Genomic DNA, 12,834 nt, shown 5'->3' on the forward strand with positions numbered 1-12,834 from the left:
CTGGTTTCGACGTGGGTACGGATTTGGAGTAGGGCATGCCGAGGGCCAGGCACCTCGTAAATCCATCTGGAACAAACCAACTGCGAACGATCAAACGTACGCTCTCGCGGCTTAAACCCCGCGGACCTCTCACCGGCAGGCCAATGGGCCGGGTGAACGGACGCAAGTCCTGACACAGAGAGGTTATACACATTGGCTGGCTGTCACCCGGGCACCTTGGGTGATGGCGAGATCTAGGGTGCTGGCCCGTCCGGTAGCGTGCTCCTGCGCGACCGGGTAGGTGAGAACCAAATCAGAGAGCTAAGCATGTAGAACTGCCCGATGAAGGCTTGCGGACGCGGGTTCAATTCCCGCCGGCTCCACCAATTCGAAAAGCTCAGACCGTTCGCGGTCTGAGCTTTTTTCCTTTCCGGGCTCCGCAGCGCATCCGACACAAACCGTTTCACCAGGCTGGCAGGCCCTTTGCCAGTAGCTCCTTCGCCAGCCCTTGGCGACCGCGAGCCGGTCGCTGGGGATACCGAAACCTGGAAGGAACCGCCACGCCATGGACGCTCTGATGCAACGACGCCCGTTCCGTACCGTGAACGAGGGCATGCCCGTCGGTCTCGCCCCTCACGAGGCGCTGCCGCGCTCGCCGTCCGACCGCCGCATCGACGGCGAGGGCACGCCCGAATGGGCCTGGCGCCAATGGCAGCCGCTGTGGGGCGCGCCGCTGACCTCGCTCGATGAACTGGTACCGGAGGGGCGGCGCGCGGTCGTCGTCGCGCCGCATCCCGATGACGAGGTCCTCGGTTGCGGCGGCCTGCTGTCGCTGCTGGTGACGCGGCATCGGGCCGGTCTCCCGCCCGATCGCGCGCCCGCGCCGCCCGTCGAGCTGGTGGCCGTTACCGACGGCGAAGCCAGCCACCCGGGGTCGCCGCGTTGGACACCGCAGCGGCTCGCCGTGCAGCGCCGCCATGAACGCGCGTCGGGCCTGCGACGTCTGGGCCTGCATGTGCCCGTGCATTCGCTCTGCGTCCCGGACGGCCACGTCGCCGCGCACGAGGACGACCTCGTGCTCGAGCTGTGCGGCCGCCTGCGGCCGGACGACGTCCTCCTCACCTCATGGCGCCTCGACGGTCATCCGGACCATGAGGCGACGGGTCGCGCCTGCGCTCGCGCGGCCGTGCTGACGGGCGCCTCGCTCGTGGAGCTGCCGATCTGGGCCTGGCATTGGGCGCGTCCCGGCGACACCGCCGTTCCGTGGCACCGGATGCGGCGCCTGCCGCTCAACGCCCGGGCGCTGAGCGACAAGCGCGCCGCCCTGGCCGCGCATCGCAGCCAGTTGCTCGCCGACGGCGATCGCCCGCCCGCGCTGTCCGCGGAGTCGGTGAACCGCCTGCTGCGGCCGTTCGAATTCGTGCTGCTGCCCGACCTCGGCCACCAGTGAGCTTGTCGCTGCATTGACGCCGCAGATCGACGCCGCTCATTGACGCGGCGCAGCATGACAAGGCCAAGGACGGGGGCGTAGCATCGAGATTCCTCGGACTCATGCCTCCCCCGTCATGTCCGTCTGGCAATTCGATCTGGCCTTCGCGCAAGGCGGTGCCGCGGCATCGTGGTTGCCGTCCTCGCGCTCCGACGTCATGCACTACCTCGCGAGTCGCGTCGGGCCGAGCACGCCGATGCTCGAGGGCTGGCGCTACTTCGGCAACGAGGCGGGCAACTGCATCGACATGGTCTCCGACCCCGATGGCCGCTACGAACTGCACGCGCGCCTGGACGCCTGCGCCGAGGAGACCGACCACTTCATCGAGGTCGTCTGCGATGTCGCCCACGCGCTCGGCTGCGAGTTCTTCAGCGAGGAACTGTCCGCGCTGGTGCGGCCCAGCTCCCGGGCGCTGAAGGAGGCGCTGCAGCGCTCTAGCGCGTGGCGCTTCGCGCTCGATCCCGAGGGCTTCCAGCCGAGTCGCTGATCGCCGCCTTCAGATGCGGGGCCGTGCGCGAGTCCGCATTCGCCGCCACCTCGTCCGGCGTCCCCGCCGCAACGAGCCGCCCGCCGTCGCCGCCCGCGCCAGGCCCGAGGTCGATCACCCAGTCCGCGGCAGCGACGACGCGCATCTCATGCTCGACGACGACCACGGTGTGGCCCGCGTCGACCAGGTCGCGCAACTGCGCCATCAGCTTGTCGACGTCCGAGGGATGGAGGCCGGTGGTGGGCTCGTCCAGCACGTAGAGCGTGTGGCCGCGCTGCGTGCGCTGCAGCTCGGTGACGAGCTTGATGCGCTGCGCCTCGCCGCCGGACAGTTCGGTCGCCGGCTGGCCGAGCCGCAGGTAACCCAGGCCGATCCCCTTCAGCAGCCCCAGCGGCCGCGCGAGCGCCGGTTCCTCGGCGAAGAACTCGAACGCGGCATCGACCGTCATGCCGAGCACGTCGGCGATGCTGCGCTCGCGGTAGCGGACCTTCAGCGTCGCCTCGTTGTAGCGCGCGCCGTGGCACGCGGGGCAGGGCGCGAAGACGCTGGGCATGAACAGCAGCTCCACGCTGACGAAGCCTTCGCCTTCGCAGGTCTCGCAGCGGCCCTTGGCGACGTTGAAGGAAAAACGACCCGCGTCGAACTTGCGCGAGCGCGCAGCCGGCGTCGCGGCGAAGAGCTTGCGCACGTGGTCGAACAGACCCGTGTAGGTCGCGAGGTTGGAACGCGGCGTGCGGCCGATCGGCTTCTGATCGACCTGCACGAGGCGGCGGATCGTCTCGGCGCCGCTGGCGATCCGGCCCCCGGTCGTCGACTGGAGATCTGCGCCGGCCTCGGCGTCCTCGTCGTCTTCGGCAGCGACAGGCTCATGACCGAGATGCGCGCCGACCAGATCCACGAGCGCACGACTCACGAGCGACGACTTGCCGGAGCCCGATACGCCCGTGACCGCCGTGAACACGCCGAGCGGGAACGCGGCGTCCACGTCGACGAGGTTGTTCTGGGTGATGCCTTCGAGCCGCAACCACGCCTTGGGCGCGCGTCGCGCGGGGCGGTGCCGCGCATCGACCGCATCGGCGGCGTCGTTGGTGGCGCCAGGAAAAAGGTAGGCGGCGGTGCGTGACTCCGCGACGCCGCGCAGTCCGTCCGGCGGACCGCTGTAGAGCACGCGGCCGCCGAGCTCGCCGGCCGCGGGGCCGACGTCGACGATCCAGTCCGCGGCGCGCATCAAGGCGAGATCGTGCTCGACGACGTAGATCGAGTTGCCCGCCGCCTTCAACGCGCGCAGCGAAGCGAGGAGGGACTCGCTGTCGGCCGGATGCAGCCCCGCGGACGGCTCGTCGAGCACGTAGATGACGCCGAAGAGGTTGGAGCAGATCTGCGTGGCCAGGCGGAGCCGCTGGAGCTCGCCTGGCGACACGGAGGGTGTCGCCCGCTCCAGCGACAGATGGCCGAGCCCGAGCGCCAGCAGCGGACGCAGCCGCATCAGCACGTCGTCGACCAGGCGGCGGGCTGCGAGGCGCTTCTCCTCGCTGAGTCCGTCGATCGCCGCGTCGCCGAGGTGATCGGCCAGCTGCGCCAGCGGGAACTGCGACAACGCGCCGATGTCGAGTCCGCCGAAGGTCACCGAGAGCGCCTCGCGCTTGAGCCGCTTGCCGTCGCAGACCGGGCACGCGCCGCCGATCAGGTAACGCGACACGCGGCGCTTCATCAGCGCGCTCTGCGTGGTCGCGAAGGTGTGCATCACGTAGCGCTTCGCGCTGCTGAAGGTGCCCTGGTAGCTGGGCTCCATCTTGCGGCGCAACGCGTCCTTGGTCTCGGCGGGCGTGAAGCCGGCGTACACGGGCACTGTAGGCTGTTCATCGGTGAACAGGATCCAGTCGCGCGTCTTGCGCGGCAGTTCGCGCCAGGGCTTGTCGACATCGATGCCCAGCGTGACCAGGATGTCGCGCAGGTTCTGGCCGTGCCAGGCCGGCGGCCACGCGGCGACGGCGCGGTCGCGGATGGTGAGCGTGTCGTCGGGGACCATCGAGGCCTCGGTGACCTCGTACACGCGTCCCAGCCCGTGGCAATGCGGGCAGGCGCCCTGCGGCGTGTTGGGCGAGAAGTCCTCGGCGTACAACATCGGCTGCTTTGCCGGATAACGACCGGCGCGCGAGTACAGCATCCTCAGCAGCGATGAGAGCCCGGTCACGCTGCCCACGGACGAACGCGCGCTCGGCGTGCCGCGCTGCTGCTGCAACGCGACGGCGGGCGGCAGTCCGTCGATCGAGTCGACCGCGGGTACGCCGACCTGGTCGATGAGCCGCCGCGCGTACGGGGCGACTGATTCGAAGTAGCGCCGCTGCGCCTCGGCGTAGATCGTGCCGAAGGCGAGCGAGGACTTGCCCGATCCCGACACGCCGCTGAACACCACGAGCGCGTCGCGCGGCACGTCGACATCGACGTTCTTGAGGTTGTGCTCGCGCGCGCCGCGGACCTGGACGAAGGCGGCGCGTGACGGCGGGGACTGCGGGGACGGCGGGCTGGCGGTAGGGCGTTTGGCCAAGAGGAAACCTCGGGTGATCGACGCGACAGGCGCCGGAGCGGCGGGTGCGAAGTATCGGTCGATGGCACCGTCCAGCAAGCTGGATGCCCACTGCGCCGATGGGATGGATGTCGACAGCCACGGCGGTGCGAGCGCCTGTCGCGACGGGCATGGCTGTTGCCTTTGGAAGGATCCACTTCAGAGCCGCCGCCATGAACCTTTCTACCGATGTGATGCCCGTGACCTTCGACCCGTCGCTCGAACGCGAGGAACCCAGCGAAGCCACGACCATCGCCGAGCTGGTGAAGACCTTCGTCGGCATGGCCAGGACGGTGGCGGACACGGAAGGGCACGCGTTCCGCGCCGTGCACGCCAAGGGCCAGGGACTGCTGCGCGGGAAGCTCACCGTGTCGGGCGGCCTGCCTGCGATCTTTGCGCAAGGACTGTTCGCCGAGCCGGTGACCTACGACACCCTGGTGCGCCTGTCGTCGCCGCCGGCGGAGCAGCTCCCCGACAGCGTGTCGACACCGCGCGCGCTCGCGCTCAAGGTGCTGGGCGTTCCCGGCGAGCGGCTGCCCGAGGCGCTTGGCCCGGACGCGCAAGACTTCCTGATGGTCAACGGGCCGGCTTTCTCGCGCCCCGATCCGCGCGGCTTCCTCAAGGACGTCAAGTTGCTGGCATCCACGACGGAGAAGTCGCCGCGCGGCAAGGAGGTGCTGTCGGCGGTGCTGCGCGGCGCGGAGCACGTGCTCGAAGCGGTCGGCGCGGAGAGCGGCAAGCTGAAGTCGCTCGGCGGGCATCCGAAAGCCCATCCGCTGGGCGACACCTACTTCTCGCAGACGCCTTACCTCTTCGGACCGTACATCGCGAAGTTCTCCCTGCAGCCCGTGTCACCGGCGCTCACCGCGCTGACGGGTGAGTCGATGGACGCCGATGGCGACGATGCGCAGCGCGTGTCGGTGGCGCGCTTCATGTCGGGGCAGACCGCGCCGGTGGAATGGGCGTTGCGCGTGCAGCTCTGCGTGAACACCGATGAGATGCCCATCGAGGACGCCTCGGTCGAATGGCCGGAGGACATGAGCCCCTGGGTCACGGTGGCGACCTTGTCGGTGGCGCCGCAGGACAGCTGGCAGGGCGACGCGACGCAGGCCGAAGAGGATGCGCTGGCCTTCAGTCCCTGGAACGCGCTCGCCGCGCATCGTCCGCTGGGTGGTGTGAACCGGGCGCGCAAGATCGTCATGGCGGCCTCGCGCGAGTTCCGCTCGGCCTTCAACCGCTGCCCCATCCACGACCCGGCCCGGAGCCAGGGCCCGGCCTGACCACGAGGCCCGCGTGTGTTCGGTGGCGTGCCCGCTTCGCAGGGGGCATCGGACCGGGAGCGGGGCTTGCTGTTGAAGAGGCAAACCCTCTTCAAAGGAGCCTCCCCATGACCGATAAGCCCCTCTCCGACACCGAGCGACGCGAGAAGCTCTGGGACCTGATCAAGGACGTCAAGGTCGGACTGTTCACGACCCATCATGCGAACGGCCATCTGCACTCGCGCCCGATGACGCTGCAGAACAAGGATCTCGACGAGGGCGAATCGCTGTGGTTCTTCATGTCCCGCAGCGGCGAGCCCTTCAGCGACATCGTCGCGTCATCGCAGGTGAACGTCGGCTTCGCCGATCGCAGCGAGGACACCTATGTTTCGGTGTCCGGCATCGCGGAACTCAACGAGGACCGCGCCAAGCGCCAGGAGCTCTGGAACAAGGCCGCGGAAGCCTGGTTCACCAAGGGCGTCGACGATCCCGACCTCGCGGTGGTGCGCGTACGCATCAGCCACGCCAGCTACTGGGACGTGAAGGCGTCGAAGCTGACGCAGCTCTACGCGATGGCGAAGGCGGCGGTGACCGGTAAGCCGCCCACCGGCCTGGCCGAGACCGGCGAAGTGCGCATGAAGTAAGGCATCAACCCTGACCGGAGTACCCCATGCCCAGAGGCGACAAGTCGTCCTACACGGACAAGCAGAAGCGGCAGGCCGAGCACATCGAAAGCGGCTACGAGGATCGCGGCGTTCCCAAGGCCGAAGCGGAGAAGCGCGCCTGGGCGACGGTCAACAAGGAGACCGGCGGGGGCAAGAAGTCCGGCTCGGGACGCGGCCAGCCGGAGAACCACGAGCCCTCCCGCAAGGGCGGGCATCTGGGCGGCAAGGCCGCGGCCAGCCGCACGGCGGCGGAGCGCTCGGCCTCCGCGAAGAAGGCCGCCGCGACGCGCAAGCGCAATGCGGCGGCGCGCGCTGGTCATCATTGAGCGCACCGAGCCGTTCATCCCCAGAAATGAGAGACGATGTCGCCGGGGCGGAAAGTCGGCTTGAAATGCAAGGCGCCCGGCGAGCCGGGCGTCTTGCATGCGAGCGAACTGAAGGGCCTCAGTCCGTGGATCGCTCCACTGATACAGCGTGACCTGGGACGTTCACTCAGCCGAGGCGACTTGCGTGTCGACCGCGTCGGCGCTGCGGCGGCCGGTGATGTAGACGGTCGGCAACTGCTCGCGCTTCACGGTGATCACCACTGGATCCAGCGTAACGATCGAGGCACGCATGTCGCGTTGGCCTTGTGCATGAGCGATCCCGAGACCCAGGGCCAGCGCCGCAATGGCACCGAAGGCGAGGGCCTTGACGGTGGTGTTGGTGGCGGAAGTGATGCTGAGGCGGGCGGTGTTCATGTCGATCTCCTGAAGGCGTTTGCTGTGTCGATGGAGTCAGTGTCGTCATCGCGGTCCCGCCTCGCGAGCGCTGCGCGACGAAGCTGCGCAGCGACGGTGTGAAGTGCAAGGATGGCTGACAAGCTGTCGCGCTTCGATCACCGTTTCGGCTCCTCACAAGCGAGAACGCCGACAGGACCGGGTCCTCTCGGCGTTCAATCAATCGGGCCGTGTGGCCCGCACGGGGCTCAGCGAGCGGCGACGCCCTCGGTCGCGGCTCCCTTGCTGGCTTCCTTGGCCGCGTAGCGCTGCACCAGCGCGGCGTACGTCGGGGAAGCCTTCATCTCGGCGTAGCGGGCTTGTGCCTTGGCGCGTTGGCCAGCGTTCAGGCTGAAGTCTTCGGTGCGGTCGACCGCGGCCAGGCCGGACTCTCGATAGATCTCCAGATCGGCCAGCACTTCGGCGCGGGTCCTCTGGCTCTGCGTGATCGGATCGAGGTGGCTGTAGCTCTGTGCGAAGGCCGGCACGGCAGCGGCGGACAGGGCAATCAAGGCGGTAGCGATCAGGGTCTTGGCGGTCATGATGGTGTCCTTTGAGAGAGCGTTGGATCAGGCTGTCTGGGGTCTTGGGCCGGCGTCGTTTGCCGATGACTGAAGGTTAGATCCGCGTCCCTTTCTGATAAATGACTGGCGCACGAATGGGCCGTTGTGAGGCTCGCAACAATCGATCGCCAGCCATTGCCCTCGGGATCTCGTTCCCTGTCGGTGCTTCGATGTGCAAGCGCAAAGCAAGACGCCCGGCATTGCCGGGCGTCTTGCTTGGGAGCGAACCGAAGGGCGTCAGTCCGTGGATCGCTCCACCGATACAGCGCGATCTGGGACGTTCACTCGGCCGAGGCGACTTGCGTGTCGACCGCGTCCGCGCTGCGACGGCCGGTGATGTACACGGTCGGCAGCTGTTCGCGCTTGACGGTGATGACCACCGGATCCAGCGTGACGATCGAGGCGCGCATCTCGCGTTGGCCTTGCGCATGAGCGATCCCGAGACCCAGGGCCAGCGCCGCGATGGCACCGAAGGCGACAGCCTTGACGGTGGTGCTGGTGGCGGAAGTGATGCTGAGGCGGGTGGCGTTCATGTCGATCTCCTGAAGGGCGTTTGCTGTGTCGATGGAGTCAGTGTCGTCATCGAGGCTCTGACTTTCGAGCGCCCAGCGACGAACCCTCGCCGCGACGGCGTGAACTGCAGGCGCGGCAGATGAACCGTCGGGCCCGAAGCCTCAGAAAGGCAGAGCGCCGACAGGACCAGAGTCCTGCCGGCGCCTTGAGGCCGGGGAGACAGGGGATGCAGAAGCCTTGAGGCGGAACGCAGAGGCGGTGAAGACGCTCAGCGAGCGGAGACGCCTTCGGTCGTCGAGCCCTTGGTGTCCTTCGCCGCGAAGCGCTGCACCAGCGCGGCGTACTTCGGCGAGGCCTTCAGTTCGGCGTAGCGGGCTTCCGCCTTGGCGCGCTGGGTCAGTTCCAGCGACGAGTCTTCGGTGCGGTCGACCGCCGCCAGGCCGGATTCGCGATAGATCGCCAGATCGGCCAGCACTTCGGCGCGGGTCTTCTGGCTTTGCGTGATCGGATCAAGGTGGCTGTAGCTCTGCGCGAAGGCCGGCACGGCGGCGGTCGACAGGGCGATCAGGGCGGAGGCGATCAGGGTCTTGGCGTTCATGATGAGGTCCTTTGAGAGAGCGTTGGATCGGGGTGTCTGGGGTCTTGGGCCGGCGTCGTTTGCCGATGACTGAAGGTTAGATGCGGGCCCCGATCGCATAAATGGCCCGGCGGCGAATGAGTTGTTGTGCGAACGACAACAATCGCGCCAGTCCGCTGCGCCCTTGAAGACAGTCTTGATGGGCCCGCCCGGCGCTGCGCGCAGAGCGGTCGCATCGATCCGCTGACGACCGGAAAACGCCTCGAAGTCCTTTAGGCTCGGCGATTCCCCCATCGCGACCTCCCGGCAGTACCCCGCATGACCACCGATTCCGCGTCCCTCGCACGCTCCGAGGCGGCGCTTCCCGTCACCACCGCACCGGCCGCGACCGGCGCGACCGCCGCATCCCACGCCCACGGCTTCCTGCTGCCGATCGTCGGCGCCGCCGCCTTCGCTCACCTGCTCAACGACCTGATCCAGGCCGTGCTGCCCTCCATCTATCCGATGCTGAAGGCCAACTACGCGCTGAGCTTCGGCCAGATCGGCTGGATCGCGCTGGTCTACCAGATCACCGCTTCGCTGCTGCAGCCCTGGGTCGGCCTCTACACCGACAAGCATCCCAAGCCCTATCTGCTGCCCATGGGCATGGTCGCCACGCTGGTCGGCGTCGGGCTGCTGGCGTTCGCCACCTCGTACGAGATGCTGCTCGTCGCCGCGGGCGTCGTGGGCGTCGGCTCGGCGACCTTCCACCCGGAAGCCTCGCGCGTCGCGCGTCTGGCCTCGGGCGGGCGCTTCGGCACTGCGCAGTCCTGCTTCCAGGTCGGCGGCAACGCGGGCTCGGCCGTCGGGCCGCTGCTCACCGCCGCCATCGTCATCCCCCACGGCCAGTCGGCCATCGCCTGGTTCATGCTGGTCGCGGCGCTCGCGATCTTCGTGCTGTCGCGCATCACCGGCTGGACGCTGCGCCACGGCCAGGCGAAGGTCAACAGCCTCGCCCGCGGCGCGACCGGCGGCCTGGGTCGCCGCGAGGTGATCCGCGCCATCGTCGTCATCGCGATCCTGATGTTCGCGAAGTTCGTCTACATCGCGTCCTTCACGAACTACTTCACCTTCTACCTGATCCAGCGCTTCGGCCTCAGCGTCCAGCAGAGCCAGGTCTACCTGTTCATCTTCCTCGCCGCCATCGCCGCAGGCACCTTCGCCGGCGGGCCGGTTGGCGACCGCATCGGCCGCAAGGCGGTGATCTGGGTGTCCTTCCTCGGCGTGGCGCCGTTCGCGCTGGCGCTGCCGCATGTCGGCCTGACGCTCACCGCCGTGCTTGCGGTCGCGATCGGGCTGGTGATGTCGTCGGCCTTCGCCGCGCTGGTCGTCTACGCGCAGGAGGCCGTCCCCGGCCGCGTGGGCATGGTGTCGGGCGTGATGTTCGGATTGATGTTCGGCATCGGCGGCATTGGCGCCGCCGGGCTGGGCCATCTTGCCGACGTGCACGGCATCGTCTGGGTCTACACCCTCACGTCCTTCCTGCCGCTGCTTGGCCTGGCGACCGCCTTCCTGCCCGATACGCGCAAGCCGCGCGCGGCCTGAAGGACGGGCCGCTCAGCATCAATCGATGCTGATCTTCCCCTGCTCGATCACCTGCTTCCAGCGGGCGAATTCGGCGGACTGGAACGCGGTGAACTGCTCCGGCGTGTTGCCCACGATCTCGAAGCCCAGCTCCAGCAGCTTGGGCTTGACCGCCGGATCGTTGAGGCTCTCGACGACGGCGTTGCGCACCTTGGTCTTGATGTCCGCCGGCAGCCCCTTGGGCGCGGCCACCGCCTGCCACGAGTAGACCGTCACCGCCTTGTGGCCGAGCTCTTCCATCGTGGGCACGTCCGGCAGCAGCGGCGAGCGCTTGGCGCTCGTGATGGCCAGCGCGCGCATCTTGCCGGCCTTGATGTGGGGCAGGGCGGTGTTGATGTTCATGAAGGTCGTGTCGACCTGACCCCCGAGCAGGTCGGTGATCGCCGGTGCGCCGCCCTTGTAGGGCACGTGGGTGGCGGTGGTGCCGGTCTCCTGCCAGAACAGCGCCGCGGTGAGGTGGTCCGAGGTGCCGGGCCCCGCGGAGGCGAAGGTCATCTGCCCGGGGTTGGCCTTCATGAAGGCGATCACCTCGGCCAGCGTCTTGAAGCGCGAGCCCGCCGGCACCGCCAGGACGTTGGGCGCCTGCACGGCGATGGTGATGTAGTCGAAGTCCTTGATCGGGTCGTAGCCCGCGGTCTTCGTCAGGTGCGGGCCGATGACGAAGGGGCCGAGCGAGGACACGAACAGCGTGTAGCCGTCCGGCGCCGCGCGCTTGGCCGCCGCCGCGCCGATCATGCCGCCGGCGCCGGCCTTGTTGTCGACGACGAAGGTGCCGCCCAGCTTCTCCTGCAGCTTCACGCCGAGCGTGCGCGCGACCATGTCCGTGGAGCCGCCGGGCGGGAAGGGCACGAGCAGCGTGACCGGACGCGCCGGCCAGGTCTGCGCGAGGGCAGCGGTCATCGGCAAGGCGCTCAGCAGCGCGAGCGCGACGCCCGCTTTCAAGCCGCGGATGAGGGGGCGAAGGGATCGGATCATCGTTATCTCCTGGTGTCGTTGTGTGGGCGATGGATCGGGGTCGTGTGGGGGATGGCTCAGGGTCGCTTGCCGACCTCCGCTTGCTCGCGCGTCCAGACGCGCGCCTGCTCGCTCAGGCTGAGTCCCAGCCCGGGTCGATCCGGCACGAGCATCCGGCCGCCGGCGATTTCCAGGCGCTCGTTGAACAGCGGTTCCAGCCAGTCGAAGTGCTCGACCCAGGGCTCGGTGGGGTAGGTCGCCGCGAGGTGCACGTGCAGCTCCATCGCGAAGTGCGGCGCGATCATCAGACCCGCCTGCTCCGCCTGCGCGGCGATCTTCAGATACGGCGTGATCCCGCCGACACGCGGCGCGTCCGGCATCAGGTAATCCGCGGCGCGGTGACGGATCAAGTCGCCGTGCTCCATCGCGCTGGTCAGCATCTCGCCCGTGGCGATCGGTGTGTCGAAGGCGGCGGCGAGCGCCGCGTGCCCCTCGTGGTCGTAGGCATCGAGCGGCTCCTCGATCCACACGAGCCGCAACGGCTCGAAGGTCCGGCACATCCGCTGCGCGGTCGGCCGGTCCCACTGCTGGTTGGCATCGACCATCAGCGCCACGTTGTCACCGAGATGCCGCCGCACTGCGTCGACGCGCTTCAGATCGAGCGCGCCGTCCGGCTGTCCGACCTTGAGCTTGATGCCGCCGTTGCCGCGCGCTATCGAGGCCGACGCGTTCACCAGCAGCTGCTCCAGAGGCGTATGCAGGAAGCCGCCCGAGGTGTTGTAGCAGGCGACCGAGTCGCGATACGCGCCCAGCAGCTTGGCCAGCGGCAGACGCGCGCGACGCGCTTTCAAGTCGTAGAGCGCGACGTCGAAGGCGCCGATCGCCTGCGTCGACAGCCCGCTGCGTCCGACCGACGCACCAGCCCAGCAGAGCTTGTTCCAGAGCTTGGCGATGTCGCTCGGATCCTCGCCGATCAGCGCGGGCGCGATCTCCTTCGCATGGGCGAACTGGCCGGGCCCGCCGGCCCGCTTCGAATAGCTGAAGCCCAGTCCCTCATGGCCGTCGCGCGTGACGAGTTCGACGAAGAGCAGGGCGATCTCGGTCATCGGCTTCTGCTTGCCCGTCAGCACCTTCGCGTCGCTGATCGGCGTGGCCAGCGGGAGGTAGCACGACGAGATCCGGAGCCACTCGATGCGGTCGTTGGAACTGGTGTCTGGCATGGCTGTTAACGTTAACATTCAGGTTCATGAAAAGGCGCTGAAAGAATGGGCGAGCTATGCCCGTGGCTGTTCAGCGCCGCGACGATGGATGGTAACGGTAACATCTCGACGTTTGCAAGATTCCATCTGCAAAGCCGGGACAATCGCCGCCGACCCTGGGGAAGCGCTGCTGCCCCGTCCT

General features: G+C 68.3%; 13 protein-coding genes and 1 other RNA gene. 7 read left to right on the forward strand and 7 right to left on the reverse strand.

Translation table 11 applies throughout. The features are described from left to right. From ssrA to VF536_RS13280, 3 genes are all read left to right on the forward strand, one after another. Positions 1 to 365: a transfer-messenger RNA gene (ssrA, locus tag VF536_RS13270) on the forward strand; the annotation flags it as partial. 191 nt (positions 366 to 556) lie between these two features. Continuing rightward, positions 557 to 1,429, forward strand: coding sequence for a PIG-L deacetylase family protein (locus VF536_RS13275; protein WP_331615323.1), 873 nt, complete (start codon positions 557 to 559; stop codon positions 1,427 to 1,429). 115 nt (positions 1,430 to 1,544) lie between these two features. After that, positions 1,545 to 1,955 (forward strand): hypothetical protein, encoded by a 411-nt coding sequence (locus VF536_RS13280; protein WP_331615324.1) that lies wholly within the window; start codon positions 1,545 to 1,547, stop codon positions 1,953 to 1,955. On the opposite strand, the gene VF536_RS13285 is transcribed toward VF536_RS13280, so the two are convergent. Then, on the reverse strand, positions 1,903 to 4,503 hold the full coding sequence (locus VF536_RS13285; protein ID WP_331615325.1) for an excinuclease ABC subunit UvrA: 2,601 nt from the start codon (positions 4,501 to 4,503) through the stop codon (positions 1,903 to 1,905). The genes VF536_RS13280 and VF536_RS13285 overlap by 53 nt on opposite strands. A gap of 191 nt (positions 4,504 to 4,694) precedes the next feature. Here VF536_RS13285 and VF536_RS13290 point away from each other — a divergent pair, with 191 nt between their 5' ends. The 3 genes from VF536_RS13290 to VF536_RS13300 all read left to right on the forward strand — a co-directional run bounded on the left by VF536_RS13290 (position 4,695) and on the right by VF536_RS13300 (position 6,771). Further along, positions 4,695 to 5,801: a catalase family protein gene (locus tag VF536_RS13290; protein ID WP_331615326.1), complete on the forward strand. Its 1,107-nt coding sequence runs from the start codon at positions 4,695 to 4,697 to the stop codon at positions 5,799 to 5,801. A 107-nt stretch (positions 5,802 to 5,908) separates the two neighbouring features. After that, entirely contained in the window at positions 5,909 to 6,424 is a 516-nt protein-coding gene (locus tag VF536_RS13295; protein WP_331615327.1) for a pyridoxamine 5'-phosphate oxidase family protein, read from the forward strand. A gap of 26 nt (positions 6,425 to 6,450) precedes the next feature. Further along, on the forward strand, positions 6,451 to 6,771 hold the full coding sequence (locus tag VF536_RS13300) for a plasmid stabilization protein (protein WP_331615328.1): 321 nt from the start codon (positions 6,451 to 6,453) through the stop codon (positions 6,769 to 6,771). Between the two features lie 162 nt (positions 6,772 to 6,933). On the opposite strand, the gene VF536_RS13305 is transcribed toward VF536_RS13300, so the two are convergent. The 4 genes from VF536_RS13305 to VF536_RS13320 form a co-directional block, all read right to left on the reverse strand. Beyond that, positions 6,934 to 7,185, reverse strand: coding sequence for a hypothetical protein (locus VF536_RS13305; protein WP_331615330.1), 252 nt, complete (start codon positions 7,183 to 7,185; stop codon positions 6,934 to 6,936). Positions 7,186 to 7,412: 227 nt separating this feature from the next. Beyond that, on the reverse strand, positions 7,413 to 7,745 hold the full coding sequence (locus tag VF536_RS13310) for a DUF4148 domain-containing protein (protein WP_331615331.1): 333 nt from the start codon (positions 7,743 to 7,745) through the stop codon (positions 7,413 to 7,415). A gap of 302 nt (positions 7,746 to 8,047) precedes the next feature. After that, positions 8,048 to 8,299 (reverse strand): hypothetical protein, encoded by a 252-nt coding sequence (locus VF536_RS13315; RefSeq protein ID WP_331615332.1) that lies wholly within the window; start codon positions 8,297 to 8,299, stop codon positions 8,048 to 8,050. 248 nt (positions 8,300 to 8,547) lie between these two features. Continuing rightward, entirely contained in the window at positions 8,548 to 8,877 is a 330-nt protein-coding gene (locus VF536_RS13320) for a DUF4148 domain-containing protein (protein ID WP_331615333.1), read from the reverse strand. A 297-nt stretch (positions 8,878 to 9,174) separates the two neighbouring features. Between VF536_RS13320 and VF536_RS13325 the strand changes: the two genes are divergently transcribed. Next, entirely contained in the window at positions 9,175 to 10,440 is a 1,266-nt protein-coding gene (locus tag VF536_RS13325) for an MFS transporter (protein ID WP_331615334.1), read from the forward strand. An 18-nt stretch (positions 10,441 to 10,458) separates the two neighbouring features. Here the strand turns inward: VF536_RS13325 and VF536_RS13330 are convergent, their stop codons facing one another. Beyond that, on the reverse strand, positions 10,459 to 11,454 hold the full coding sequence (locus VF536_RS13330; RefSeq protein ID WP_414710364.1) for a Bug family tripartite tricarboxylate transporter substrate binding protein: 996 nt from the start codon (positions 11,452 to 11,454) through the stop codon (positions 10,459 to 10,461). A 56-nt stretch (positions 11,455 to 11,510) separates the two neighbouring features. Continuing rightward, positions 11,511 to 12,653 (reverse strand): L-talarate/galactarate dehydratase, encoded by a 1,143-nt coding sequence (locus tag VF536_RS13335; protein WP_414710366.1) that lies wholly within the window; start codon positions 12,651 to 12,653, stop codon positions 11,511 to 11,513. Between the last annotated feature and the right edge of the window lie 181 nt (positions 12,654 to 12,834).

Origin of the sequence: Roseateles sp. (genome assembly GCF_036486225.1) — a bacterium.
GTDB lineage: Bacteria > Pseudomonadota > Gammaproteobacteria > Burkholderiales > Burkholderiaceae_C > Roseateles.

Bases quoted from the DNA above. Each gene is read 5' to 3' on its own strand.
- VF536_RS13330 (WP_414710364.1), bottom strand. From the start codon at position 11,454: ATGATCCGATCCCTTCGCCCCCTCATCCGCGGCTTGAAAGCGGGCGTC.
- VF536_RS13280 (WP_331615324.1), top strand. From the start codon at position 1,545: ATGTCCGTCTGGCAATTCGATCTGGCCTTCGCGCAAGGCGGTGCCGCG.
- VF536_RS13320 (WP_331615333.1), bottom strand. From the start codon at position 8,877: ATGAACGCCAAGACCCTGATCGCCTCCGCCCTGATCGCCCTGTCGACC.
- VF536_RS13335 (WP_414710366.1), bottom strand. From the start codon at position 12,653: ATGCCAGACACCAGTTCCAACGACCGCATCGAGTGGCTCCGGATCTCG.
- VF536_RS13275 (WP_331615323.1), top strand. From the start codon at position 557: ATGCAACGACGCCCGTTCCGTACCGTGAACGAGGGCATGCCCGTCGGT.
- VF536_RS13325 (WP_331615334.1), top strand. From the start codon at position 9,175: ATGACCACCGATTCCGCGTCCCTCGCACGCTCCGAGGCGGCGCTTCCC.
- VF536_RS13300 (WP_331615328.1), top strand. From the start codon at position 6,451: ATGCCCAGAGGCGACAAGTCGTCCTACACGGACAAGCAGAAGCGGCAG.
- VF536_RS13305 (WP_331615330.1), bottom strand. From the start codon at position 7,185: ATGAACACCGCCCGCCTCAGCATCACTTCCGCCACCAACACCACCGTC.
- VF536_RS13315 (WP_331615332.1), bottom strand. From the start codon at position 8,299: ATGAACGCCACCCGCCTCAGCATCACTTCCGCCACCAGCACCACCGTC.
- VF536_RS13290 (WP_331615326.1), top strand. From the start codon at position 4,695: ATGAACCTTTCTACCGATGTGATGCCCGTGACCTTCGACCCGTCGCTC.
- VF536_RS13310 (WP_331615331.1), bottom strand. From the start codon at position 7,745: ATGACCGCCAAGACCCTGATCGCTACCGCCTTGATTGCCCTGTCCGCC.
- VF536_RS13295 (WP_331615327.1), top strand. From the start codon at position 5,909: ATGACCGATAAGCCCCTCTCCGACACCGAGCGACGCGAGAAGCTCTGG.